Annotated in this window: 22 protein-coding genes and 1 pseudogene; 8 read left to right on the forward strand and 15 right to left on the reverse strand. The window is 64.1% G+C overall.

The window, feature by feature from the left end:
* Nucleotides 1-6: 6 nt before the first annotated feature.
* Both EDF40_RS16990 and EDF40_RS16995 read right to left on the reverse strand, forming a co-directional pair.
* The gene (locus EDF40_RS16990) at nucleotides 7-1,224 is read right to left on the reverse strand and encodes a right-handed parallel beta-helix repeat-containing protein (protein ID WP_185003167.1); all 1,218 of its coding nucleotides are present in this window, start codon (nucleotides 1,222-1,224) and stop codon (nucleotides 7-9) included.
* A 147-nt stretch (nucleotides 1,225-1,371) separates the two neighbouring features.
* Nucleotides 1,372-2,373, reverse strand: a complete 1,002-nt coding sequence (locus EDF40_RS16995) for a glycerophosphodiester phosphodiesterase family protein (RefSeq protein WP_123340979.1) — start codon at nucleotides 2,371-2,373, stop codon at nucleotides 1,372-1,374.
* A 106-nt stretch (nucleotides 2,374-2,479) separates the two neighbouring features.
* Here EDF40_RS16995 and EDF40_RS17000 point away from each other — a divergent pair, with 106 nt between their 5' ends.
* A complete protein-coding gene (locus tag EDF40_RS17000; protein WP_123340980.1) occupies nucleotides 2,480-3,430 on the forward strand; it encodes a DUF817 domain-containing protein in 951 nt (316 codons plus the stop codon).
* Between the two features lie 213 nt (nucleotides 3,431-3,643).
* On the opposite strand, the gene EDF40_RS17005 is transcribed toward EDF40_RS17000, so the two are convergent.
* Nucleotides 3,644-4,537 (reverse strand): metallophosphoesterase, encoded by an 894-nt coding sequence (locus EDF40_RS17005; RefSeq protein WP_123340981.1) that lies wholly within the window; start codon nucleotides 4,535-4,537, stop codon nucleotides 3,644-3,646.
* 365 nt (nucleotides 4,538-4,902) lie between these two features.
* Between EDF40_RS17005 and EDF40_RS19000 the strand changes: the two genes are divergently transcribed.
* Together EDF40_RS19000 and EDF40_RS19005 are read left to right on the forward strand one after the other, a co-directional pair.
* Nucleotides 4,903-5,724, forward strand: a complete 822-nt coding sequence (locus EDF40_RS19000; protein WP_131922737.1) for a hypothetical protein — start codon at nucleotides 4,903-4,905, stop codon at nucleotides 5,722-5,724.
* Entirely contained in the window at nucleotides 5,717-6,193 is a 477-nt protein-coding gene (locus tag EDF40_RS19005) for a hypothetical protein (protein ID WP_148053899.1), read from the forward strand. Before EDF40_RS19000 ends, EDF40_RS19005 begins: the two co-directional genes overlap by 8 nt.
* 394 nt (nucleotides 6,194-6,587) lie before the next feature.
* Here EDF40_RS19005 and EDF40_RS19560 read toward each other — a convergent pair whose 3' ends face one another.
* The 6 genes and pseudogenes from EDF40_RS19560 to EDF40_RS19685 all read right to left on the reverse strand — a co-directional run bounded on the left by EDF40_RS19560 (nucleotide 6,588) and on the right by EDF40_RS19685 (nucleotide 15,323).
* On the reverse strand, nucleotides 6,588-7,637 hold the full coding sequence (locus EDF40_RS19560) for a hypothetical protein (protein ID WP_243649379.1): 1,050 nt from the start codon (nucleotides 7,635-7,637) through the stop codon (nucleotides 6,588-6,590).
* Between the two features lie 258 nt (nucleotides 7,638-7,895).
* A pseudogene (locus EDF40_RS19680) lies at nucleotides 7,896-8,279 on the reverse strand (TniQ family protein); the annotation flags it as partial.
* Between the two features lie 18 nt (nucleotides 8,280-8,297).
* The gene (locus EDF40_RS17015) at nucleotides 8,298-9,359 is read right to left on the reverse strand and encodes an AAA family ATPase (RefSeq protein WP_165901205.1); all 1,062 of its coding nucleotides are present in this window, start codon (nucleotides 9,357-9,359) and stop codon (nucleotides 8,298-8,300) included.
* Nucleotides 9,360-9,608: 249 nt separating this feature from the next.
* Entirely contained in the window at nucleotides 9,609-11,765 is a 2,157-nt protein-coding gene (locus EDF40_RS17020) for a DDE-type integrase/transposase/recombinase (RefSeq protein ID WP_185003169.1), read from the reverse strand.
* Nucleotides 11,766-11,946: 181 nt separating this feature from the next.
* A complete protein-coding gene (locus EDF40_RS17025; RefSeq protein ID WP_131922742.1) occupies nucleotides 11,947-12,873 on the reverse strand; it encodes a hypothetical protein in 927 nt (308 codons plus the stop codon).
* Between the two features lie 2,114 nt (nucleotides 12,874-14,987).
* Nucleotides 14,988-15,323, reverse strand: a complete 336-nt coding sequence (locus EDF40_RS19685) for a TetR family transcriptional regulator C-terminal domain-containing protein (RefSeq protein WP_395866538.1) — start codon at nucleotides 15,321-15,323, stop codon at nucleotides 14,988-14,990.
* 36 nt (nucleotides 15,324-15,359) lie between these two features.
* Between EDF40_RS19685 and EDF40_RS17035 the strand changes: the two genes are divergently transcribed.
* Nucleotides 15,360-15,626 carry a CPBP family intramembrane glutamic endopeptidase gene (locus EDF40_RS17035; protein ID WP_123341011.1) on the forward strand — a complete coding sequence of 89 codons (267 nt, stop codon included), beginning with the start codon at nucleotides 15,360-15,362 and terminating at the stop codon, nucleotides 15,624-15,626.
* A 239-nt stretch (nucleotides 15,627-15,865) separates the two neighbouring features.
* Nucleotides 15,866-16,663, forward strand: a complete 798-nt coding sequence (locus EDF40_RS17040; RefSeq protein ID WP_123340987.1) for a hypothetical protein — start codon at nucleotides 15,866-15,868, stop codon at nucleotides 16,661-16,663.
* Between the two features lie 29 nt (nucleotides 16,664-16,692).
* Here the strand turns inward: EDF40_RS17040 and EDF40_RS17045 are convergent, their stop codons facing one another.
* The 3 genes from EDF40_RS17045 to EDF40_RS17055 form a co-directional block, all read right to left on the reverse strand.
* A complete protein-coding gene (locus EDF40_RS17045) occupies nucleotides 16,693-17,889 on the reverse strand; it encodes a hypothetical protein (RefSeq protein ID WP_123340988.1) in 1,197 nt (398 codons plus the stop codon).
* Complete coding sequence (locus EDF40_RS17050) at nucleotides 17,886-18,734, reverse strand: serine/threonine-protein kinase (protein ID WP_131922744.1); 849 nt, start codon at nucleotides 18,732-18,734, stop codon at nucleotides 17,886-17,888. The genes EDF40_RS17045 and EDF40_RS17050 overlap by 4 nt, the downstream gene beginning before the upstream one ends.
* Nucleotides 18,735-19,036: 302 nt before the next feature.
* Complete coding sequence (locus EDF40_RS17055; RefSeq protein WP_185003172.1) at nucleotides 19,037-20,068, reverse strand: YhcG family protein; 1,032 nt, start codon at nucleotides 20,066-20,068, stop codon at nucleotides 19,037-19,039.
* 108 nt (nucleotides 20,069-20,176) lie between these two features.
* Here EDF40_RS17055 and EDF40_RS17060 point away from each other — a divergent pair, with 108 nt between their 5' ends.
* A complete protein-coding gene (locus EDF40_RS17060; protein WP_123340990.1) occupies nucleotides 20,177-20,521 on the forward strand; it encodes an Lsr2 family protein in 345 nt (114 codons plus the stop codon).
* Nucleotides 20,522-20,639: 118 nt separating this feature from the next.
* On the opposite strand, the gene EDF40_RS17065 is transcribed toward EDF40_RS17060, so the two are convergent.
* From EDF40_RS17065 to EDF40_RS19330, 3 genes are all read right to left on the reverse strand, one after another.
* Entirely contained in the window at nucleotides 20,640-23,093 is a 2,454-nt protein-coding gene (locus EDF40_RS17065; protein ID WP_148053900.1) for an SIR2 family protein, read from the reverse strand.
* A gap of 381 nt (nucleotides 23,094-23,474) precedes the next feature.
* Complete coding sequence (locus tag EDF40_RS17070; RefSeq protein ID WP_123340992.1) at nucleotides 23,475-24,071, reverse strand: recombinase family protein; 597 nt, start codon at nucleotides 24,069-24,071, stop codon at nucleotides 23,475-23,477.
* Nucleotides 24,072-24,270: 199 nt separating this feature from the next.
* The gene (locus EDF40_RS19330) at nucleotides 24,271-24,441 is read right to left on the reverse strand and encodes a hypothetical protein (protein WP_165901208.1); all 171 of its coding nucleotides are present in this window, start codon (nucleotides 24,439-24,441) and stop codon (nucleotides 24,271-24,273) included.
* Between the two features lie 342 nt (nucleotides 24,442-24,783).
* On the opposite strand from EDF40_RS19330, the gene EDF40_RS17075 reads away from it, so the two are divergent.
* Both EDF40_RS17075 and EDF40_RS17080 read left to right on the forward strand, forming a co-directional pair.
* Nucleotides 24,784-25,068: a hypothetical protein gene (locus EDF40_RS17075; RefSeq protein WP_123340993.1), complete on the forward strand. Its 285-nt coding sequence runs from the start codon at nucleotides 24,784-24,786 to the stop codon at nucleotides 25,066-25,068.
* A gap of 195 nt (nucleotides 25,069-25,263) precedes the next feature.
* Nucleotides 25,264-25,635 carry an SdpI family protein gene (locus EDF40_RS17080; protein WP_165901209.1) on the forward strand — a complete coding sequence of 124 codons (372 nt, stop codon included), beginning with the start codon at nucleotides 25,264-25,266 and terminating at the stop codon, nucleotides 25,633-25,635.
* The last annotated feature ends 100 nt before the right edge of the window (nucleotides 25,636-25,735 follow it).

A 25,735-nucleotide genomic window follows, 5' to 3' on the forward strand; every position in this document is an offset into this window, starting at 1 on the left:
GACAGTCTAAGCGGGACCCCCGACAGCCGACCGGTCCGCCAGCGGCACGACAGTGTTCCCCTGCCTCACGGGAACGAGGGGGAGTTCGGCGGCCCCCCAATCGTTCGTACCGAGGCGGAGCGTACTTCCGCTGCCGGGCGCGTAGATCCCGTACCGCGGTGCACCCGGCACCGGACTGAGGCCGGCGAAGGCCTGATTGCCGTCGACGACCACGTCGTTGCCCGCGGCGCGGACGTCGACAGCGCAGCGGTAGGCCTGGACTCCCGCTGGTCGCAGGTCGTCGATCGTGTTGTGGGTGACCCGCGCCTGGTCGTTGGAGTGCCAGAGCATGATCCCTCGGGCACTGCCCTGCTCGATGCGGTTCCCCTCGATGACCAAGTCCTCGGTGAAGTAGGCGAGGACACTCGCCGTCTGTGCGTTCGCGTTCCCGTACCCCGAGATGGTGTTCCCACGAACCACCCCCGTCGCGCGTTCCGCCGTCGAGCCGAGTCCGACTCCGGCGCCCACGATGGTGATCCCTGCACGCATCGCGCTCGTGTCCGAGTAGTCCCCGGTCCAGGTCACCCTGTTCGCGAGGACCTGAGCGTCGAGTGGGGCCGCATCGGTCGGGCCGCCGCCCGTCCCCTTCAGCGGCACCAGCGCAATCCCGGTGGCGCAGTCCGTCGTGCTGTTGCCCGCGATCATGATCCGGACGCCCCCGTGGGTGTCGATGCCCTCCCAACGCGGGACGCTCCGGACGTCGTTGCCGACGATCGCGATGTCGGCGCACCTGGGCGCGTCCTTGATCGACTTGTTCGTGTCGCGGGTCGCGACGATCCCGTAGGAGTTGACGTAGTCCTGCTGGCGCACATTCGTGATCGTGCACCGGAGCACTCCGCCGCCGAGCACCGACAGCATCTGGACGCCGGCGTACGCCACGTCGGTGATCGACACGCCCGACAGCGTCAGCCCACGAACGTGCGAAGCACGGACGCCGGCGTAGGTGAAGCCGCGCAGGTCACCGCCCAGGATCTGCACACCCTCGAGCAGGTTGCCGGGCAACCCGACGATCGAGATGGCGCTCGACCGGCTCGTGTCCTCACCGACGAGCGTGCTGCCCGGGCCCTCGACGCGAGGATCCAGAACGGTGACGCCGGAAGACGTGATCGTGATCCCTGACGCACCCGCCGGAGCGACGATCCTGCCCGACGAACTGAATGACACGACGCCGGGTTGATCGATCACGATCGGCCCCTGCGCCGAGTCGATGACCCGGTGCTCCGCGCCGTCAGCCGAGGCCGACGCAAACGCCGTTTCCCGGTTCCGGTCGACCAAGACCGCACTCGCGGCGGCGGTCATCAGGAAGCAGCGTCGATCCACGAATGTAGTACATCACACGATGGCGGACCGGGCGAGCACCGCCAGGTCGGTGTGGTCCGCGAACACCCCGTCGAGGCCGGTCCGGATCACCGAGGTGTACCAGCGCTCCCAGTCGCCGAAGGCCGCGACGTCCCCACCGCGGCGCAGCGGCCCGGGCAGGAACCGGTTCTCCGGTCGGAGCGTCCACGTGTACACCGCGAGGCCCACGGCGTGCGCACGGTCGACGATCGCGCTCCGGACCGGCGTCGGGTCCTCGAGCGCGACGCTGTCCACCCCCGCCATCAGCGTGCCGAGGTCGACGCTGATGCCGTGGAACTCGGTCGCGAACGACGCGACCGCGTCCTCGGAACGCTCCGCGGCGTAGGTGGGGGCGAGCGATCCGTGGGACGCGACCTCGTCGGCGGCGCTGCCACGGGCCTCCTGGAGGTACACCAGCCGCCCACCCGTGTGCCGCTCACGCAGGTCGCGGAGCACGCCCTTCTCGAAGCTCTCGACCGTGAGCCGCTCGTCACGACGCCACCCGGCGTCACCGAGCGCGCGATCGACGAGTTCGTCCATCGGGAAGCCCGCACAGCCGAAGAAGGCCGCGTGCTTGACCTCGGCGACCAGCCCGACCGGACGAGGCGCGGCGTCCAGGATCGCGAGCAGGTCCTCGAGGCGCAGGATCGGCTCCTCGCCGTCGTGCTCGGCCGACCCGGGCCGCAGCGCGGGCAGGCGTTCCCGGGTGCGGAGCGTCTGCAGCTCGGCCCAGGTGAAGTCCTCGGTGAACCAGCCGGTCAGGCTCTGGCCGTCGACGGTCTTCGTCGTGCGCAGGTGCCGGAACTCCGGGTGGTCCGCGACGTCGGTGGTGCCGGACACCTCGTTCTCGTGGCGGAGCACGAGCACGCCGTCCTTCGTGGGCACCAGGTCCGGCTCGATCGCGTCGGCACCGAGCTCGATGGCGAGTTCGTACGCGCTCCGCGAGTGCTCGGGGCGGTAGCCGGACGCACCGCGGTGGGCGATCACGAGGGTCATGGCGCGACCCTACTGGGCCAGGGTGACCGCGGACCGTCCTGTGTCGCGGGACACACGCGCCCGGCCGGAGCCCGTGCATCTCAGCATCGACGCTGACCATCGCTGCATGACCGTCCGAGCGCTCTCCACCGCCGTCGAGGCCAGGATCGACCGTGCCGCCCGCCGACTGCTCGACGCCGGGCACCAGCCGCACCGGCCCGTCCGGCTGTTCGTCACCGAGTTCCTGGTGTTCGGTGCGAAGCAGGCGTGGGCGTGCGCGTTCGGGGCACTGCTGCTCGGTTCGATGGCCGTGGCCTCCGTGACCGTGCCGGCGACGTTCCGGAACGACGTGCTGACCGTCGTGGCGGTGCTGCTGCAGGTCGGCATGCTCGTGTTCGGGCTCGAGACCGTGCGGGAACTCCGGGTCGTGCTGCTCTTCCACGTCGTCGGCACCGCCATGGAGGTCTTCAAGACGCACATGGGCTCGTGGTCGTACGAACCCGGCGGGCTGTTCGTGATCGCCGGTGTCCCGCTGTTCTCCGGGTTCATGTACGGCGCGGTCGGGTCGTACATGGTCCGCGTGCACCGCCTGTTCGACCTGCGGTTCGACCGGTACCCGCGGCAGTGGCTGCTCGCCGTCGTCGCTGCCGGCGTGTACCTGAACTTCTTCGGGCACCACTTCCTGCCCGACGCCCGCTGGGTCCTGCTCGCACTCGTCGTGCTGCTCTTCGCCCGCACGACCATGCACGTCCGGATCCACCGAGCGACGATGCGCATGCCGGTGCTCGTCGCCATGGGACTCGTCGCCGTGTTCATCTGGTTCGCCGAGAACGTCGCGACCTGGGCCGGGGCGTGGAGCTACCCCGCGCAGCTCGCGGTCTGGCACCCGGTGGCCCCGACGAAGATCGTCGCGTGGTTCCTGCTCATGACGATCTCGGTCGCGCTCGTCACCTGGCTCTACCCGGCGCTGCCGTCCAGCTCGGCGCGTTGGACGGCGGACTCTCGACGACTTCGAGGCGCGCGCGCAGCGGGTGCCCATAGTGACCGTTCCAGCACAGGGCCGGAGTGGAAGCCATGAATTCATGCGGCGTTCCAACGGCCATCGGAGTGATTTGTCCATTTCTGTTCGGAGTGGGCCTGAGGCCGCGCAGTTAGCTGCTGAGAACCGTGGCGCTCAGCTGTCGTCCGGCGTCATCGTCGGAGGGACAGCAGCATTCACTTTCACGGGTCGTTCCTCAGTTGCTCTCGTGGGGTGCTGCGTGCGGTCTTGTGCATATCAAGTCGGGTTGGGTCAATATCCGCCGCGACGGAGCGGCACGTTGTCGAGCCAACGAACCCGCATGGTTGCCAGGTCGACCGCTGCGAGGTTGCCGGGCTCACCGTTCTTGTTGAGCGCGTATACGCTTCGACCGTCAGGATGGTGGCCTTCGGCTTGGATGTGGTGGTGGCCATGGAAGAGCAGCTGCGGGTGGACGCCGTCCCAAACTTGCCGAAGGCGCTCTCGACCAAGGGCGGTGTATGCCCGATCGACCGGATCGCGGAGGGGCGAGCGCGCCAGCATGTCGTCGACTCTGGAGCTGCCGCCGGTCGGCGCCTCGTGTGCGATGAGGATTTCCGCACCGCCCAGGCTGACGCAGTCGGCCACCTCGTCGTTCGACGGCATTTCGCTGCGCCACCAAGTAACGCCCTCGCTGGCCACGGGCCTCGAGAATGAGCCTGCGCCGCCGAAGGAGAGCACCCGTCGACCGCCCATCCGAAATCGGTATCCGCGAGGGAGAACCCACACCGCTCCCGCAAGGCGGATCGGTCGGCCAGCGGAGAAGTCGGTGCGAGCTTCGAGTCGCGACCAGCTGTCGTGGTTGCCGGGAGTGATCAGGATCCGCATTTTTCGCTCCGCGGCGAGCTGAGCCGCTCGTCGAATGAACTGCTTGTTCGCCCGTGAACCATTGGTGATGTTGAAGTCCCCTGCATGGAGCAGTGTGGTCGGCCGGTAGCTGCCGTCAGGGAAGTTGGCGTCGAGGAGCTGCGGCACGTTGCTCACCAGGTGGACGAGGTCGGTGTGCCAGTCCCCAGCGACGACGATCAGTTCCTCGACGGAGTCGGCGTCGAATTCTGGTGCGCGATGGCCATCGGGGATGGGGCTGGCGCGGTCGTGCTGCGATGGGTGCTCGTGATGTCGACCCATGGCGCTCTCCTTTCAGTTGCAGGGAGGGCGACCATAAGCACAAATTTGGCGTTCATCAAAGCATTTTGGATGGATCACCCCTCATCGCGAAAAGAGTACGCAAAATCCGCGGGCAGAATACGCACCGGCGAACAAAGTACGCTCCCGCGATCAAACTACGGGGATGTCTCAATGAATGTTCTGATTTACAACCGATCCCTTCCGCTGCTGCATTGAATGTGGGTAGTGTGCCTAGCATGCGAGAGCGGCCAAATCGACGCAGGACGCCCCGGCTGACGGGGTCGTCCGCGCTGCGCGGTCGGCAGGTGTCACGAGTCAACGCTGGCGAGATCACAACGTCGCATTCGCCCCGGGCGGCGGAACGGGTGCGCACCGACGTGGTCACGATCTGCGCGGCTCAGGGTGGCTTCATCACGCAAGCTCAGCTCGCCCGTCGTCACGGTCGAGAGACCGCGCGACTGGGGCTCGGCGGCCTAGCCGCTCGTGGCGAGATCGACGACGTCATCCCGGACGTCTGGGTGCATGTGGCCAGTGGTCGGATGCCGCTCGGGGACCTGACACTAGAAGCGCAGGCCAGTTGGCTCGCGCTTGCACCCGCGCTGCTTCTGCGTGAGCGATCGGAACGAACCGGACGTGATGAGAACGTTCCGGTGATCGGCGGTGGCGCTGCTTGGAAGCATTGGGGGTTCGGCCCGACCATATGGCGGCCAGCGATCACTGTCCCTGTCGAGCAGTCTCGAGTCGCGACCGACGACGTCGTCGATGTGGTCGTCGAGGAGATCGATCGCGTTGACGTGGCGTGGGTGGACCAATACCCATACCTCCGCCCGGAGGCGACTCTGGCTCGTGGGTACGAAGCGAGCATGGATCTCGACGAGACAGCAGCGGCGCTGGCGACAGCGATGTGGCGGCTGCAACCGCTGCGGCCGGAGCTGCCGGCCTACCACCTCGGCGAAGTCGCCGAGCGAAACGGCTGGGTTGAGCACAATTGGAACGCCGAGACGATCTACCGCCAGCTCGTTTCCAGAGCAGGCGGCTGGCCTACTCAACCGGGTTCACCGTACTGGACAGCGTGGTGGTCGAATGCTGCACACATTCGACGAGTACGACGCCGGCATCCGTCATGGCTCGCAAGCGAAGCACTGATCGACTGGTGGGACGAGTACCGGAGGGACGGCCGTGAGTGATCAGAACGTCAGCGCTCAGCCGGAGCAACCGTCCGAACTGTCGCGGCGGGCAACCAGCGAGGAGGCGCGAGCCGCGTACGCGGCCGCGTCCAACTCTGCCGCGGCGAAAATGTCGCTCATCCAACTCATCGCCAGGTCATGCACCGACAACGAAGTCTGCGCGACCCTCGGCTGCGCTCAAGTCGATCTGAGCACGAAATTGGCCGCCAGCGAGCTGCAGGCATTCGATGTCGCCGGTACCCGGCTGTTCCCGGCATGGCAGTTCACAGACTCAAACACGATTCCCTCTCTGGCTGAGCTGCTGGCGGTTGCCCGGGATGTCACTCCCGTGACCCTCGCTGGCTTCATGGACCGACCGCAAGGATGGCTGCTGAACGGGGGTGCAGCACTGTCGCCACGCGACTGGCTGCGCCTCGGCCACGAGCCACAGATTGTGTACAACGCGATTGAGGGATGGCGACGTCGATAGATCCGCTTTCGGGGTCCGCGGTGAATCCGGCGGACGGTCGACGAGCGATGCACTGTGCGTCCGTGTTGGGAGCATGCGGTCGGCGGCGCTCTCGCGACGCTTCGAGCGTCCACAGGCGTCGGGAGGGCATCGAATGTGACGCGCACCTCTCTTTGGACCCCGTCGAGCCGCGGGCCCCGTCCAACGCGGAAGATCGCCGCCTGGCGAACATGCGTTCGTATGGCTCCACTTCCTGCGCCCGAGCGCCTCGCCGCCAGACGGCTCCGGCTTGGAGGTGCTGCGCCAAATGCCCGGAGGAGCAACACGCTGCATTTGACGTCGCAAGCGCGTACCGCAGACAGCCGTCATGCTCCCCCGTTCGCGCGCGGCTCGCCTCGGCTTCGGCGTCAACGTCTCACCCGACGTGGTCGGGGGTCGGATCGAAGGTGAACGTCGGGGCCCAAGTAATCGGTTCGTCGATGATGCCGTGGGCTGCCAACCAATCACTCGCTCTTCTATCGAGGGCTTCAACGAGCGCTGGCGGCAGGGTCATACGACTGACTTGCTCTTCAGTATCCGTGTCGCTGATCATCCAGTACGGCGCTTCCGTCGGGCGAGATCCGGTCACACGACTCCAGAGCCAGAGCTGCAAATTCGCCCGCAGTCGCGGCTTCCGAGGCACTAAGTTGCGGAAGGTGGAATTTTGCCATGCCTTCACGTCCAGCAGCCCGCGGTAATTGAGCCTGCGTCGGCGGTCGTAATCGATTGGCGCCGGATGGGCGTCGATGTAATCCGCGAGAAGGCAGAGCCCTCGCAGGAGATCGGTTCGGGTGAAGTCGTCGATGGCGGCAAGGTCCGACAGGTTTGCGCTGCTGCTTCGGGTCATGAAATGTTCGGCAGCTTCGTCCTGGGTTCCTGGCCAGCCGGGCAGTAGGAGGGCGGTGGCGCAGGCGTACCGGAACTGTGGTTCGAGCCGATGGGACCGTGCGATGAAATGACTGGTGAACTCTCTCCACAGGAGTTGTGGAACGGAGTGCACGCGAGTGCGGAGCGTCCGTGGGTCGAGCGCGGGGCGAGGTCGAGGGGCGAGCGCGGTGTAGTAGCGCAGCCGGTAGTGATCGAGGTGGGTGCGGCTGAGGCGCCCCTGGATGTGTTGCATCAGCGCTGCGCTGACTTTGCCCCAGTGTTGTTCGAGCCGATCAGGAGTTGTGCGGTTGTCGAACTGGCGCGCGTAGTCGAGTACTGGGATGAAGAGACCGGAGGCCCCGCTGGTGTCAAAGTCGTCAAGCACTCGGACTGCGTAGGTGTGGAGAGCCGCGTCAATGACGGTGTTGAGGATTGGCATGACGGTTCGTACTCCAGCGCCTTCGCTGAACCCGACGAGTAATGTTTTGGGTATTGCCGCGACCTGCGCGATGCGGTCCAGATTATTCTCCGCAGCAACCGCACGGATGAGCGCTTCCACGTCCCGGAGGTACGTCATTAGGGACTGCGACGATTCGCCTCCTTCAATGCGAGCGAGGAGGAGGGCTTGGGCTCGCAGAATTGGATGTTCGGTAGGGAGCTGCTCGTGCTGACTGAGCCGCAGGTCCGCGCCACAGGTTCGCCCAAGCAGCGGTAGGTCCGTGGGACATCCCCATACCTGTCGCTCTTCGGAGCGTGTAGGAGGTGCAGCTGCGATCGCGTGCTGTCGCTCGGGGCAGGTGTCCAGGAGCAGAGTATTGTGCTTCAGGCACACGAAGTACCAGCGCAACCGCCACCCAATCTGCCACTGTCCGTTTTCCCGCAGGCATGATGGGCATACGCGGGTGTGGGTCTTGTTCCCGTCCACGGTCTGTCCGTGTCTGTCCCGTCGTACGCTGATGGTTCTGATGCCTCTTGCCTCGTATCGCGCCAGGGTCATCTCCGTGACGACGCGTTCGTCAATTTCAATCGACTCGGCGACCGCGCGCCGGTTGCCGTCTTCCATCGCGATTGACAGGTTTTGGTGGTCCTGAACTCCGAGGTGTTCTAGGAGCAGTTTGCGCGTCGTACCGAGGTCTTCCGCGTACCGCTGTATCCAACTGTCGAACGACTCGCCGTACCCGGGGTAGACGCGTAACGCCATTGCTCGCCGGGTCACGCCTCACCGCCAACCGCGTTGTGTTGCGAGGTCGCGGGGCGCTCGCGCGAGAACGTCAAGCGTGATTTGGTCATCGTTCTCATCAATGGCGATGTTGGCGGCGAACGATACGAGAGTCTGAAGGCCCCCCATGTAGCCGCCTGTCCACTCCCACAGTTGATCGGCGTGATCCGTCAGCATGCCGCGGACGTCCCTACCGAGAACGAGGCGACGCTCGAAGCCTTTGAGCACCTTCCGCCACTCCTCCATGTCCTGCTTGCTGCTGTACGGCAGCGGGTAGAGCAACGCCCCACCGTTCCGCTTCGTAGAGGGCGTCTGCGCGTATGAAGGTGCAACCCCTTCGTTGAGGAGCCCGGTGCGCTTCTCGAGATCAGCACCGATCATGAGGATCGTTGCCGGCAGCACGGTCGCCAGGTTCTTCAGGAGGTCGCCGAGGTTGTCGTGCTGCGCGCTCGAGTTGTTGAGATGGTGCACATCATCAAAGACAATTAGTTCGGTCTCACATCGAGTGGCCCACTTCTTTGCCTCGTTCACCAGGCGATACCCGGGCTCTCCTCGACCCTTGGTGAGCACGGCGGTTTTCTCTGCATTAAGATACTCACACATGAGTTCCGCCAAAGACTTCAACGTTGCGACGCCGTCGACGTCGATCCACATGACGGGAACCCGTTCGTCACCGCTGGCCGTCCGAAGATCACGGCCATTCTTCGTTCGCTCCCGGTACAGCTGGTACGCGACGTAGCGTGCGAGCGCTGTCTTACCTGTGGTCGATGGCCCGTCAATCCACATGCCGCGCCGCGGCCGTGGGTTGTAGGGATTGTACTTGATGAGCAGCCGCAGGTCCGCGAGGGGCACGGCGGTCATTGATATCTCGATGTATTCCAGCTCACCATGCCACCGACGGCGGGCATCGTCGTATCTTGCCCTGCTCACCTGAGGCATGGCGGCGAGTTCGAACACAGGTATCGGATCGGGGCGGGAAAGCACGCGGAGCGCCGCCGCGGCGAAGCTCTCCTTCGTCTGAGGGTCGTGCGTGTCGGTGAAGATGGTTCGGTGCTTCGCCATGAGTGTGTTCTTCCTCTCTGACTGTAAGTAGAGCGGACGCTCAGCGCCGCGGTGACGGTTGATGAACGGTCCTGGCAAGGTGATCGGGTACTTCCTGCGGCCGGGTTGCGCGCGCTCGTACGCCGTGCGCGGCAAGCGTGTCGAAGCCTGAAGCGCGCCCGCTGGCGCGTGCGAGGCGCGTGTGCAATCGCGGGGAGAACAGCGGATTCCGCGTGGCATCGCCAAGCGCGGGTTTCGGGCTCGTCCGGTTCAGTAGCTTTCCTCCCAGTACGAATCTGCCGCCGGCTCTGTCGGAGCAATGGTCACCCCGGCCCTCTGGGTCTCTGTCTGCACTTCGATCCGGGCTGGGGCTTCTGAGCTGCGTAGATGCTTCTGCCGCGGCGCCGACTCTGCGCGGTGCTTCGGCCGGTTAGGAGACGTCCGGATGTGAACCTTCGAACGGAAGGTCTCAACAACTGTCTCGACAGTCCGGAGGGGCAAAGACCAGCCCATTGCGCGAAGCAGGATCGCGTCCTCGCGACGGGTGACACCGGCAGCATCCGCGAGATCATCAACCCAGGAGGCGAGCGCCTCGCCAACCATGCCCTGGCTGTCGCGGTGCACGTATTCCATTCCCCTTGGGCCGTGTAGCCGCGTAATAGAGTAGGTCAGCATCGATTGACTGAATGGCCCTCCATAGCTGTCAGAGCCGATCCAGCGGATCGAGTGCCATTTCCCGGTGGCAGGATGTTGGAAGTAGACATACTGTCGGTCCAGCGGGTTCACGGCAAGCGGCCATTTCCCGCCCTTGCTGACATAGCGGCTCTTGTGGCGGACGAACTGCTTCAGGACATCGGAGTCGTAGACGAGGTTGTCGATGTTTACACCGTATCGCTGGATTGTTACCCACTGGATGGGAAGCAGATCAATCGCGTCGATCGCCGAGTGATTCGCGAGCCGGACGCCGGACCGCAGAAGACCCTCGCGGAGCTTTTCCATCGGAGTGCAATTCGCTCCGGGGATACCATGTCGGTGGATGCCGGTGTGGACAGTGTGGTGGTAGAAGTTAGCCACCCAGCCGCGAACGATGTTGTCCAGCTCTTCAGCTGTCCATACAGCGTTGACGTCGGCCTTCCGGCCTCGTTTGCTTGGTTCCCCACCGGTCGATCCAAGGAGGCGCACCAGGAGAGACGTTCGAAGCGTACGGAATGACGCCTCAATTTGGGCCTTGTCGTCGGCTTTGAGGACGCGTCCACGAAGGATGTTTATTCCGAGGGCCCCACAAATCTGCGACATCTGCTCTGAGATGTAGATACTTCCGTTGTCAGTGACGATGGTCTCCGGGCGCACGCTGGGGACGATCTGGTCGTCGGCGTCGCCGTCGACTGCGAACTCTCCGGTCCTAGAATTGATAAGGAGGTAGTCGGGCAGACCGGCGTTGGGCATCGGTACACCGTTGTGGAACGCCCACGGGGCGCGACGAGGGTGGAGCAGATCGAAAAGCAGCAGAGCGAGGTCCGTGCCGCCCGTTGCAATCGGGGCGACTCGAATCGCGAGGATGCAGCGTGAGTACAGGTCGAGCATCCACGTCAGCTCGAGCGAGTGCGCTTTCGCCGAGAACACGCTAAACGCTCGAACGTCGAGTCGGGTGGTGTCGACGAGGACAAACTCACCAGGTCGCGTTGGGTTGATTCTCCGGAACTCTTTCTTGCTGCTGTGGGCGATGCCCTCCTGGCGGGAGATGGCCGCGGTTAGAGTTCCCGCCGCCGCCAGCGTTTCTTTCGTTACTTGGTACCGGAGCGCCTTTTTGGGGATCCTGACCCTAATCCCTTCCGTATCTTCAATCCGCTTGATCCGCTGCTCGATGTCTTCGTGGAAGACCTGCGCAGTCAGCACTGACTCACCAGCGTCCTGCAAGATTCGCCCGTAGGCGCGGACCTCGTCGATGTACCGTGGGTCCACAGACGGGTGTGCAACGTGCCGCGAGATTTTCGGCTTGCCTATCGCACCGCGCCGATCCTTCCGCTTATACGCCCTGTATCGTGTCCACATCGTGCTCGCTGCGAGCTGGTACTTGGCGGAGAGGTGCGAGATCTTGGCGGTCTTCGTTCGCGCTGCAGCTGGATACTTATCCCGTTCCTCATCGGTCAGCCAATCCGGAAGGTCGCCGGTCTTCACCCACTCGAACTCGGCGCTCGCGACACGGTATTCGGTTCTCCAGGAGTCTGAGATAGTCTCCCAATCCGCGCGAGAATGCTGATATGGGTCGTGGGCCGCTTCTTCGTCAAACTCGAATCTATCCGAGGCTGCATAAGTGAGGTCGTCGATGGTGACTTCGAACGTAACGCCATTCAACATGCGTATGGTGGCTGCCTTGGCTGTATATGAAACGACTTCTGCGTCTCGACCGTCGACCTTGAGCTGCATGTCCCGCCGCAGCATCACCATGGGAGCGCCAATCCCGCGCCCGCGAGAACGGTTCGAGGGCCGCCATGCGCTAACGCACGTCCGTGAGCACTGGTCGCGTGGGCGACCCGTCCAGGCCCTTTGCGACCCGCTTGAGTCGCCGCTGAGCCCGCGCGCCGGTTGACGCCAGGTGTACCGACGTTCATTGATCTGACCATGTCGGGCCGCCAGCCGCCGCGAAGCGATCAGGCGCAGGCGGGTACAACAAGGTTCCAGCGTCCAGAGGAGCGGTCATGTCGATCCGAATCTGACCGGTCCAGATAGCGTGATCTATCGCGGGCCGCACGAACAGCGGAGGAGCGTGCCGGTCGAGAAGCTTCTCCTCCAGAGTGACGTAGCAGTCAGAGTCGAGGAGGCGCACTGCGAGCTGGGCGGTTGGCAGGTGCACGGAGCGCCTACTCCGAGCGCGCGACAGCCACGACAAGTTATCGAACACGGCACCGGTGAGTTCCGTCCAGACGCAGTGCTCCCAGCCCGCTGCGGCCACGGCCGATGCAGTATCGTCGAACACTTCCTGACTGTTGTCATCAATGCGCCCTTCGGGACGCACGTCGACCGCCCCGGCTGGTCGTCCTCGCCGGATCACGAGGTAGTCGGGTACGTGGCCGTGACACGGACGCCCTTTGGCCCGGAGCTTGAAGGGTTGTGAGGCGACCGCAATGATGTCCGGATCGAACTCTGCTACCAGCAAGAATCGACTCTCGTAGTTGAAGGACTCGGCGCCGATGAGTTGCTCTGCTGTGGGCCGACTCTCGCGATCAGGCAAGAGGGATTCGGTCCAGATCCAGCTGATGCGGTTGAGCGCGCGTGGGCGCGCTTTCAGCTTTCGCACGGGGCGGCCTCGCACGATGTCCCACGGATCGACCGACGCGATGTCGCTAACGTGTTGCGTTCCATCGGCGCCGTTGAATTGCAACGCGATGACGTGGTCGTCCGGAACGGTGCGACGCTTGGTCGCGTCCCAGCTTCCACGGATCTCGACGGGCAGGTACCGAGCCGCGATCAACCGTTCTTCCTCCTCCGAGTATCTGGCACCGTTGCCTGCCGCACGCAGGGGCGGCATCGACACGCTCCCAGCCGTCACCATGCTCCACCTCGACGCCGCGAACGCCACTCGTCCGGCGCGCTCCAACCCGCGGGCGGACGCCGGGCGCGATCCTCGGGGTCCGGATGACGGCGCCTCCACGTTTGACTGACCGCCTCTCCAACCCTCCTGCCTCCGTGCACACTCCCACCGTCGAAATACGGCACTTTGACTCCGATCCGTCCCGAAAACCTGGCATGGCGCGGTCAATATCTGACCAATCGGCGCTCGCGAGCCACGGTAACGAGACGCGCACGCTTCGCCAACCGACGTATTAGCGTGCTCTACGAATGCACAACGTGCTTTTCGCGACGGGAATCCCTTGCCGGGACTACGTATGGCAGCAAGGTGCTACGGAAACGAATCCGTGCAAGTTCAGCACCCTATGCCGCTAATCGCGACCACGGGCACAGCAGCATCCGGCGCGAGCCTCAAGAGAAACGCACGTCCACACCGTCCCCGTATCGAACAGAAATCTCTGCACTGCACTCCCGTGGTTCTACGCGTGCTCAGCGTGTCGCAGCTTGGTGCGCTAGTCGCACATGTCGGCGCGCGGCCGAGGCGGTCGGAATCTGACGGGCAGCAAGCGGTCAGTTCGTTGAGGAGGAGGGTTCGTTAGAGCAGGTACGGGCGATCCGGATCCAGTGCGCGACCGAACCTCGGCTCTCGCCCGTCTTATCTGCAATCTGTTGGGTAGACACGCCGCCGTCATTCGCCTCAAGCATCAAGCGACGTCTCTGCTGCTCCAACTCCCGGTACGTGGCGTTGACGGTCGCGATGCGTTGCAGGAGCCGTTGCGCTTCGCGGACCGATAGCTCCGATGAGCCTGGTTTTCGTTGCACCATCTTCGTTCTTCCCTCCGTCGTCAGGGCGTTGCGGCACCTTCGAGGGCATGCGAAGATGGCCGGGCCATTCCAGTGGCTCGACCGGTCTCGGTGTTCAACTCTCGTCCCGTTTCAGCGGGCACTACTTCTCAGGACGCAGCGCTTCCAGGCGCTGCGTCCTCCATGTTAGACGCGGGCGCCTCAGACTCCACGCTGCAGTTCTGAATGTTGAGCCCTTCGGAAGCCGTTCCGCACACCTATCGCGCACTCAGACCGATTTGTTCCAGAGGCGGGCGAGGGTGCCGCTGGCCAGCGCAAGCGACGATCGGCCGGTGCGGCTCGCTGAGGTGATGACCATCGCAGCCGGGATCACGAGGTCCGATGTGGGCAGTCGGGGCCTGCTACCCGACTGAACTGGTGTGGCGGCCCCATGGGGCGGTCAGGACGGGGTTCCGAGCGAACTGCGGCACGTGGCCGCGATGGCCTCGCTCGGGGATACCGAGGTCCTCGGCACGCTGGGGCGTCCGTCCTTCGAGTGGCGGCCCGTCGCCGTTCAGCGCCGACTGCGTCGACATCGGCGAGGCGGACGCAGTGCCAGCACGGTGCGCGTTCGACGGAGCCGCCCTCTAGCTGGCTCAATGCCGTCCGGCATCGCTGCGCTTCTGAGATGCGGGGCGCGGATACGTTGACCACCGCATTTATGAGGTCGAAGTGGCCCATCGCTTCTTGCTCGGTGCGCAGCTCCGTGACCCAGCCCTAGCGATCGACACGCACCAGGCATGCGTAGCCGCGTTTGGTGACGCCGGAAGCGTGCGGATCGGCTCAATTGACGAGGAGGACCCGCTGTACCGCGTATTCGATCGCGACGAAGTGATCGACAGTGCTCACGCTCGATCCCTCCCAGCTTGGAGGGCTATGGGACCGTCTCTCGCAGAAGTCATCACAAGCGCATCCAGTCAGAAGATCCACTAGCGCGCGGCGCGGCCCTCGACTGGGAGTCCAGGCCCACCCTCTTTGTTCACCGCGCCCGGGCGTTGTGGCCGACCGACGAAGGGGCGAGTGCTCGTTGCATCCTGCTCACACTCTGCCGATGGGCGTCCGCCGATTGGTGGACAGACAACCGATCGATACCGACAGAGGCTGAGGGCACCTCGGCTGATCGCTCGGGGAGCGCCGCGGCGGCGCTCCTGATCCGCGCCGCCGCGGCCAGAGCGGTGCTGCACCGTCCACGGCGGTGCAGGACCGCCTTGCCGAAGCGGTCCGCAAGTCTCTCGTTCAGCGAACGCAGCTGAGGGGGATGTCCCAGTACTTGGGTTGTTCGTACTCGCCCGCCCAGCCTCGCCGCATCCGTGCGGCGGCACGGTCGAACGCGTCTACGACGTCGGTGTCCGGTGTGAGCAGGGACTGCAGGCGCAGTCCGTCGCAAAGCGCTAGCAGCTGCTGCGCTCCACAGGCCGGGTCCTTGGTTATCGGTTCCCGCCCGGCCCGCACATCTGCGGCGGGAGCCGCTCGGATCGTCGCTCGGAACTCCAGGTATGCCGACCGGTAGTAGCCCGCTCCGTCAGCTGAGGGGTCGGTTGCGGTGACCAGGGTCGACGCGATGAGACGCATCAAAGCCCGCTCCTCAGCGTGCACGGCGAGCAGGGCATGCAGGTACGTCACGGTGCCATCTTCGGCACCCAAGGCATCCTCATTGCCTGGCTCGCGACCGCGATTCGGTTCGGTGCAGCGCACCTGCCGACGACCTACGGGTGGAACTTCGCGCAGGCGTTCCTGATCATCGGCATCGCACGACTGGTACTCACGCTCGCCTACATCCGCACGAAGAACATCGCGGTCAGCACCGGCGCGCACATCATCAACGACTGGGTCCTCTTCACCGGCGCGATCATCGGGGCCGCAGTGAGCACCTGAAAGTCGCAGCACCGGAACATTTCTGCAGCCCACCTACGTCTCGGTAGCCGATCGGTTATCGAGACGTAGAGTCGGAAGGAACTGTGAACCTTGGCTCGTGCGGTCAAATTGAGTGTCAAAATCCGCTGATCACCGTGAACGGTCCAGGCGTGCGACATGGGTTCCACCTATGGTGGATCCATGCCCGAGATGCAGTCTGCTCAGGCGGCGCCAGGTCGCCGCCGACGAAGCCGCACACGATGACCGGGGCCGTCACCACGTCGTCGAAGACGCCAGCCATGGGGGGCAGATTCCGGTACGAGACGGACCTCGTCGACGCGCTCGCACCTGTTGTGGCGCACTCCGTCTTTCGGCGGGGAGATCCCGACGTCGTCACTCTCCGGGAAGTCCCCGCAGTGCGGGGGGTGCCGGATCTGGTGATGATCCGATTCGACCCGACCGTGCTCGAGGCGCGCGCCGAACACGCGGTCAAGCCCTTGAGTAGTGATCGTGAGGTGCGGATCGTGCAGCTTCTCCGACGAGCGGGCAGCCTTAATCGCGGCGACATCGCTCGAGCAACGGGGCTGCCACTGGAGTACCTCCGGCGCTCAGCACTGCCGATGCTGGAGCAGCTCGGGTGGCTACAGATGCACGCCGGAGACGTCCTGCTTTGCCCGGGCACAGCGCCATTGGGCCGACGCGTCGTCACCGTCGAGGCGAAGCTGCGCGACTGGTTTCGTGCATTCAACCAGGCCCGCGACCAGTTCCACTCCGCCGACGCGGCATACATCGCACTCGACGAACGCGCCGGCGGGCCGCTGCAGGACCAGGTGGACGCCATCGCTCAGCGTGGAGTCGGCGTGATCCTGGTCAACGCCGACACGAACCGGCACCGCGTCATCGCGCGCCCGCATCGAGTGCTCGACCGCCGGATGACCTCAGTTGGTCGTGAGCTGCTTTCCGAGCGAAGCCACGCTCTCTGGTCACGCGGAGAACGCTCTGGGCAGGTGTCACCCGTGTTCGGCTGGTATCCGCCGACCAGCACACCTCACAACTGACCTGCAGGAACCACGCTGGGCGTGGTTGGTCAGCGGACCGTTTGCCAGACCGGGAGGTGGGTTGGGCTGTTGGCCCCGGCCGGCTTATCGACCTGTGCCAGTGCGTTTACCCATCCCTGCCCGCGATCGATCGCACGGTGCGCGAAAGCGGCACGGCCCGCACGCTGCATCTTGGCCTGCAGGTTCCCGACCGCGTTGAGGTAGTGCAAGCCGGCGACCGGTTTGGAGTGCCCGTCCGTGGCGATCTCATCGAGGAACCTGGTCCGGAAATCGCGGTGTCCAGGGAGGGTTCGGAGACGGTCGAAGACGGCGGCGTCCATCGTGTGCAGCAGGAACCGGTCGAAGATCCGCGGGATCTCTTTCGGGGGTGTCTGCCCGGGTCGGCGACCCATTCGCCGTGCTCGCGCAAAGGTCTGATCTGCAGCTGAAGCACCGGTCGAGAACCCTGCAGCGCCGAACGCACCCATGAGCCACCCAGTGAGGGACGCGTTGGCGAGGAACAGCTTCTTATCTTCGAGCGCAGCAGTCTCGGTGAGGAGGCGGTACCCGCGGAGGATGTCCGGGTCAGCGAGCTGGCCATAAGAGTTCGCCGATTCTGGCCACCAGAAGCGCAGGTACCAGTGCTGCTCGTTCGATTCCACGATCTCGCGAAGCAGCAGGTTCCGTAGCTCCCGGTTGATCAGCCACTCCTTGTCCATCGTCAGGTTGACGAACATGGGACCGTCTTCCACGACTGCTCGGCTCGCGCGAACGACTAGCATCGCCTGGTCCAGCGCGGCTGCGGCGTTGATCGTCCCGACCCACCCGGTGGCCGAGAGTGCCACGGTGGCGCCCACCCGGTACTGAGCCTGGATGACGCTGCGGATCCACGCCGGGTCCACGGTGGTGGGGAGTGTGTTGTAGAACGTGAAGGTGGGATCGCGCCGCGCAGGCTCGATCGTTGCCATCCCTTCCCAGGTGGAGAGCGGGTGGCGGAACAGAACGGGGTCTGCGATCCGAAGCGGGACGGCGCCGACCGAGGAGAAGTACTTGTCGATCGCGGCCTCGGTGTTGCCCCACATCTTCATCGCAGTCCCGACGCCGAGCTTCTTCCCGTGATCGATCATGAGCGCGTCGAACACCTCCGGAAGCCGATGCATGTGCTGTGCGCTGCGCTGAGTGATGAAGGTGGGCGCCTTTCCGCGGAGTATGCGGTTCAGGGAAGCGGTGGTGGATTGGTCAGTCACTTGGCAGCCTTTCGGAGGTCCTTCAGAGCACGCTTCGCGGTGCCGCGCTCGAACGCGTCCTCGCTGAGCAGTCGGAGAACCACGTCGTGGAGCGCATCGGGGATATGCGCGGGAAGCGCTCGAGGAGGTCCAGTGATCTCTTCTGCAACCTCGTCTTCCGTTTTCCCACTGAGGGAGGTGATGTACGGGTGCTGACCGGTCAGGACAGTGAAGAGGATCACGCCGCAGGCCCACAGGTCGGAGCTCTTCCGAGCGCGTTCGCCGCGCAGCTGCTCCGGCGCCATGAACAGCAACGACCCGACTCGTTGCGGGTAGCGCGTCATTGTCATCTCCGTGGCGGCTTTGGAAAGTCCCAGGTCGATCAGGACCGGGCTTGCCCAGCTGCCGTCACGCAGCATGATGTTCTCAGGCTTCAGATCCCGATGCACCCGCTCTGCGGCGTGCAGCTGCGCAACCGCGTGCAGCAGCTCGATGGCGAACGCGACGGCGTCCACGTGCCCAGGAACACCGTCCGCGGCCAGGTTGTCCTCCACACTGCCACCGGGCAAGTACTCGCAAAGCAACGCGGTGTAGTCGGTATCAGCGATGGAGATTGTGCGAACCTCGTGCAAGCCCATGATCCGGCGGCTCGAGATGTCCGTCAGGCCCGCGATCTCACGCTCCACCAACCCGGGGTGGAAGTTGTGAGGCTGCAAGAACTTCACGGCCACCGAACGTGGCTCACCGTCTATGAGGACACCGTCAACGCGCCATGTCTCCCCAAATGTTCCGGCGCCGAGGAACGTCGATGTTGTTCCCCCCACCGCGGTTGCGGCGTCTGCCGGCATCAGTGTCGGCTGGTTCACGAGTCGCCCCTGTCTGATCACTCAGCCTTCATATTGATGCATCGTCAACAACGACGTCTAGGCCACGAACGGGGGACATCAGTCAGTGGCCGGAGGTGCCCGTAAGCCGGTCGTCTACCGAACGCCACCTCGGTCGCTCTTCGTCGTTCCGGTAGAGAATCGGCTACCGCACACGTGCGGGCGTTTCTGGAGCCCGCCAGGATCCGGGGATCTCGGTGTCTCAACAGACCCGCCCGGCGATGCGCCCGGTGACGGTTCCCTCAGTGAGACACGGCGGGGCTTCTCGTGGCACGCACTCCTGGTCAGGACTCGAGGGTGTCGGTCTCCGTCGCCAGTGCGGCTGCGAGGTCGGCTTCCGACGGCAGAGCCGCGCGTACCGCGGGCGGGAGGAGGTCGTAGCTGGCGACACCGATCGGGGTCTGCTGTCCCGCGAGGGAGTACCGGACGACGACGTCGTTCTTGTCCGCGACCAGCAGCAGCCCGACCGTGTCCCCATGCTGGGGTCGGCCGAGCTTGTCGTCGACGAGGGCGACGTAGAAGCCGAGCTGTCCGAGGTACTCCGGCCTGAACTTCCCGGTCTTGAGCTCGACGACGACATACCGGAGCTGCTCGACGTGGAAGAACAGCAGATCGACGTAGAAGTCGTCGCCGTCGACGTCGAAGTGCACCTGCCGGCCGACGAACGCAAAACCCTCTCCGAGCTCGCGGAGAGTGTCGATGATCCGGCCGACCAGTGCCTGCTCGAGGTGGCGTTCCTTCGCATCACCGTCGAGAGCGAGGCAGTCCAGCACGTACGGGTCCTTCGTGATCTGCTGCGCCAGATCCGAGTCCCCCGGCGGGAGGGCCTCAGCGAAGTTCGTCGGCGCCGCCTGGAGCCGGGTGTGTGCCTCGGACCGGATCTGGTGCTCAAGGACGTTCCGCGACCACCCGTGCACGGCCGCCTGGCCTCCGTACCAGTCGCGGAGCTCGTGGTCATCGAGCCGGTCAAGGAGGACCGTGATGTGGCCCCAGGGCAGTTGTGCAACAGCCTGTTGCAGAATCTGCTCGTCCGGCCAGGCTGCTGCGAACGCGCGCATGTAGGCGAGGTTCCGCGGAGAGAAGCCCTTCATCTCCGGGAACTCAGCACGCAGATCCGCCGCGAGCCGGCCGATGACGTTGCTCCCCCACCCCTCGTCACCCTGGCGCTGCAGGATCGTCGCACCGATCCCCCAGTACAGACGAATGAGTTCGGTATTCACGCGGCGCTGCGCCGCAAATCGGGCAGCACGCACTTGCTGCTTCAGCTCGGCAAGAGCAGCGGCATACCCGGATACGGCTGGCGACGAATCAGACATCACCGCTCAGTCTGCCCGACCAGCCGATCGGAACAAGAACGAACGAAGCGTTCTACGGGATCAGCTATGCCAGGGTGGAGAGGATCCCCGAGCGAAAGGCGGCCTCCCATGGCGCAGAAAGTCACCACGCACCTCGTCGACGACCTCACCGGCCACACCATCGAAGACGGCAAGGGCCGCACCGTGTCCTTCTCCTTCGATGGCGGCCACTACGAAATCGACCTCACCGACGACAACGCAGACGCGCTCCGCGAAGCGTTCTCCGACTACATCGCCGCCGCACGCAAGGTCACCAGCCGCGCTGGCCGCACCAGTGTCGGCAGCGCGCCGAAGCGGGGTAACTCGGAAGAGCTCGCGAAGATCCGCGAATGGGCCAACGCGAACGGCCACGAAGTCTCCTCCCGCGGCCGCATCAGCCAGGCCGTCCGCGACGCATACGACGCCGCACACTGACGCCACTCCCCCACGAAAAGAGCCGGGCGCCCTCGAAGGCGGCCGGCTCTTCTCATTGGCGCCGATACGGCGCTTTTATGCCAGTTGCGCCGCCCTAACCTTTGCTTCGCAATCCTGGTCAGTCATGAATGACGTCCTCGAGAAGATCATCGTCTTCCGCGCCAGACATCGTCTCACCTGTGGTGATGTGGCGAAGACGGTCCGCCAACCTCCTCCTCACGACCTGGATTTGGGGGTCGCCGTTGTCGCCTTCGAACTGCGAGAGCAAGGCGATTGCATCATCCACGGCACCATAATCATTGAATCTCTCAGCTAGAGATAGTCCGATGTCACCAAGTGTCCGATAACTATACAGGTCGGCCCCATACTTTTCGATACAAGTACGAATGATATTCTCGGCATCCAACAGAATCGCGCGTCGATCCGACTCTTCAACCAGTGTGATGGTTTCCGACTTTCGTAGCGCCACCTGCGCCTTATACCTCTGCAATACCGCGTCGGGGCCGACTGCGCGTTCGGCGGTGGCGATCTCGTTACTCGCTTCGGGGAGCATGTCACGGGACAAAAACAGTTTGGCAAGCCGCCGGCGCGGAGTTCTATGCGAAGGAATAGCCTCGATCAGACGCCGGTATGCAGCAATTTGATCCCCGAAGCTAGTAAGCCGGTTGATACCCAACTCTTCCGTCGCCAACGCAACGGCAGTTTCTAGCTCGATACCCACACTCGGATTGAGCCCGTCAATTAGGTCAAAGAACAAGTTTTTGATCTCGGCCTGGTCCGCAAACTTGACCCTCGTTATGACTGTCGCAATGACATCGTGACGAGTTTCCCATCCGAAGATGCCGCGTCGACTATCAACCGCGCGCTCAAAGACCACTCCTTCCAGTCGAGCGAGGATCGTATCCAACGAGGTAACATCCAGCCCCAATAGGCGAAGGATGAGCTGACGGTGAACGTGACCTCCCAGCGCTTGCACGGCAGCAACATATCGATAGACCTCTTGGCCAGCCTCTTCCAACCCGAAGTATTCCTGCAATAGGATGTCGTCCAGGTTGTCGTTGGCGAATATGTTCTTTAGGCACACGAACATCTCGGAGCTACACTTGTTGCGTAGCCTTGAAAGGCGCTCACCTCTGCTCAGCGCCAGGAAGCTCTGCTCTACTAGCTGCTTGATTTCGGGACGGCGATCTAGCAGAGCAACGAGCTCTTCGAGGTCGTTGCGCTCAAGGACCGACAAGCGAATGCTGCTCCCCCGCGCAAAGAAGCCGCGCGATTTCCGCGAAACCTTCCATCGTCCAGCATCCACTGTAACGATGACTCTGAGACTCGGGCGTTCCAAGGCATGAAGAGCATCTACAAGCTTGTTGACCTCGCGCAAGTGACGAAAACAATCATCAACGAGGAGCACGCCATCTTTTCCAGTTTCGCGCAAACGCTTCTCGGCAGCTAGCCATCCCTCGACATCCAATGGCGCATCCGGTTTGTGCTCCCAAGCGGGCACTTCTCGTTGAGCGAGTTCGAGCATGAAGGCACGAGCCAAGGTGGTCTTACCTACGCCTCTAGCCCCTTCGATGACATGGAAAAATCCGCGGGCGCCCTTGAACGATTCGCGCATACGGTGCTCCGCTGCGCGAGAGATCGTCAGGCCTTGCTTGACGTCAGCGTAGGAAGCCGGCGACCCATTGAACAGCCTGGTGACGTTCGGCTCCAGCGCGACCGCATGCCCTACGTCGACAGTCGTTAGCACAAGCGCTGGAGAAAGCAGCGAGGTGCTGGTCGACGTGGAGTGGACGACGTTTCGCCGCGTTTTCCCGACATCGATCAGTGAGAGAAGGAATTTGTCGAGGTCGGCATGCACCACTTCCAGACCCAGCCGCGTGTACAGTTCCGCTCGATCTGGATCGAACTCGTGCACTAGAAGAAAGATGCGGGTACTTACACCCTCGGTTCGAAGGGCGGTGACGCGTCGCGCGAGATCCTTAAGGTGCCTATCCGCTAGCGATTGACCGACAATCACCGTGTCAGCCGTGAACATATCGGTCCGCAAAGAATTGAATAGCGTTTGACGATACTTCTCAAAGTCGTCGTAGTCGCTTTCCGTTATGAGCATGCGACTCTTGTGCCCGTCAGCGGAGTCCTGGGAGACACAGCCATGGATCTTGTACAGAGAAGTCACGTCGACCGCCCTGGGCTGGCCAATGTCAAAGTTTGAGCGGTAGATATCAAGACGCCGCCCATGGCGTCGGTACGACTGCTCAACCAGCGTGTCAAAGTTCGTGGTGTAGATCGACAGCCAATCGAACTCGGGGAGAGCCAAGAGGCCAGCAGTGGGCTTGAGTTCGGAAAGGGCGGCGCGTACTTCTGTAACGAGTGCAAGGCGACCTTTGCGGTTCTCAACGAGTTGAGCGACCTCCGCCAGATCGGCCCCATCGGGCTCGGGCTGCAGCAGACTGCCGATCCTTCGGGCAAGAGCCGCTCCGCTCGGTGCTCCCGACGGGATTGATGCGCCGGCACCAAATAGCAGCGTCGTGCGCGTGGGAGTAAGGGTCTGCGCTAGCTCGTGAACGTCCATGGTCACCCCTGTGGTCGGGTTTGGGAACCCCTTGATGATCGGCCGTGACGGCCGCAGATGTGAAAACGATAGCCGCTCATGCACCCCTCCGAGCCCTCGCTCACAGACGTGCGGTCCGGAGCGCCTCCGGCCGTACACATGAGCAGAAACGTCCAGCGTGCGGGGACCGCCCGGTCATGGCGGGATTAGCTATGAAACCGCCCTTGAGGCGCTCCGGACTGTGTTGCTCTGAGGCATGCCCCAACGCCACGGCCCCGGTGTGGTTGAGAACCGCGGCCATGGGGTCGGTTCACGGACTTCCGCGACAGATCCGGTCTTGGCTCTAGACATCTCGCAACACCCCGTGCGCATCGGTCGCACGGACCGCGCGGTGCCCGACGGTCAGCCGGACGTCTTTCGACGCCGGCCCGCGACTGGCTCGCTCTCGCGTCGGAGCGCCCGGTACACCGTGGTCCTACTGACTCCGAGAACATCGCCGATCTGCGCGACAGTCATGTCCTGTTGCTCATACAGGCGCCTGGCAGTTCGCACCTGATCGGCCGACAGCCGAGGCGGCCGACCGCCGTTCCGCCCTCGAGCTCGAGCGGCCGCGAGGCCGGCGTGTGTGCGTTCTCGGATGAGATCCCGCTCGAACTCGGCCAGGGCGGCGAAGACGTGGAACACGAGCCGGCCGCCGGGTGAGGTTGTGTCGATCGTCTCTTGCAGGGATCGGAACCCGACACCTCGCTCCCCCAGCGCCTGCAGCTGGTCGATCAGATGCCGGATGGATCGCCCGAGCCGGTCGAGCCGCCACACGACGAGAGTGTCACCTGGTCGAAGCTGATCGAGCAGTTTGGTGAGCTCCGGACGGTGCTCGAGCGATCCGGACATTGTGTCGACCCACACCCGGTAGCATCCGGCAGCGTTCAACGCGTCGAGCTGCAGCGCCGCGTCCTGATCGGTTGTCGATACCCGCGCGTACCCGAGAAGCTCACCCATGGCTCAGAACGTAGCGGAACCCGTCGGACGTCGGTGGAAACGGCACGTAGATACCGGCACTGAGTTGCGCTACGTGGATGGTCGGCGCGGCGCGCTCTTCGAAACCCGGCGCAAGCGATGTGCCATAAACGGAGGTTTGTGCTACAAGTCGATGATAGAGCTCTCCTCGTCGATGGAGGGGGCGTGTTTTTGAGTCCGGCTACTTCTTGCGAAGTGCCTTCGCCCGCTGCACCCGAGCAAGGCGGCGGGCTGCCTTGTCGCTCAGGATCGGCCATACGTGGCGGATCGCGATCGCGATGAACAGCACCGCGAGTGCGAAGCCGACCGCGTAGGCAGCGGGGGCGGGGATCTCAATCGACAGCTGGAGCATGGAACCTCCACCGTTCGATCTGTCAGCTGGGCGGCTGACTCTCGATTCGTGCACTGTGCACGTCCGAGGACTGTGGCCTCCGTGAGGAGGGCGCGGGAGTACCCGCTCGGATGACGCGTTCCTGCTGCGCGGGTCGCGATGGGACTTCTGGGCACAAAAAAACCGACCCGAGGGCCGGTTGGTTGCGCGCACTATGAACGCATGAGCAGTCTGACACAGGTTGCGGACATTGGGCAAGGTGCCTGTCCGGCGGGGCACTTCATATGCCGCTTACGAGACGTCATGCGAGCGGATCCCGCGCCGGTTGCACTCATTCGAGTGGACTGAACGAAAGGCGCACGCATGACGTCCTGGTGGGATCGCACCGATCCGACAGACCGCCCGGAACTCACGAACCGCGCTCCCGCGGGGCTCCTCGAATCATGGTGGAACGTCATTGCGGGGGCCGCGTTGCTCGTCGGCTGGCCGGTGATCGTGCTCAGCGGCGGCTTCAGTCCAGCGCGCATCGCTTTCGCCCTGGTCGGCCTGGCGGTAATGGTGGCGATCGAGCTCGTCTTCTTGCGGAAACTTCTTCAGCGGATCGCAGGGACGCGAGCCCTTCGAGCGGAGCGCGCCGACGAGGAGTGAGAGCGATGCACGATGGCCGATCGGCTTACGGGCGGCCGTTCCGAGTCGGATCCCCATGAGCGGACCAGTGCCAGCACTATCGGAGCGGAGACGATCGGCGTGAAGGTCAGACCCTCGACGTCGGGTCCTCGCCGAGCTCGTGGACGGGTTACCGCAGACCACGTCATTCGCTAGCTTCGGATGAGGGAGGCGGAGATGACGAGTCCGGGATGGTTGGGGGCGGTGAGCTGCGCGCTCCTCGTGCTCGTCGTCAACACTGCAATCTTGGGGGTCGTGTCGATCGCGAGCAATGAATTGGGTCGGAATCACGCAGCTGGCATCCGGCTGCCGTCGCTGATGCGCAGCGACGAGGCCTGGCGAGCCGGCCACCTGGCTGCGCGGAAAGCCATGCTGCCGTTCTTGATCGCAGCGGCGGTCGTCGTGGTCATCTCGATCCCAACGCAACTGGCGCCAGCGTTCTACGTCGTTCTGCTTGGGCTTTCCCTCACCTGCACGCTGGCCGGTCTCGGCGCAGGCACGCTGACCGCGTCACGAGCAGCTCGCCGAGTTGCACCGCGGGCGCAGTAGGGGATCGGCTACCGGGAGGTTCCAGGAGACGCTCTGGCACGATCCTGGTCGCACTCGTCTCAGACGAGCGACCGACCTCCGCCGGGTGAACCACCCGACG

The sequence above is a fragment of the Curtobacterium sp. PhB170 genome (assembly GCF_003752345.1).
Classification (GTDB): Bacteria; Actinomycetota; Actinomycetes; order Actinomycetales; family Microbacteriaceae; genus Curtobacterium.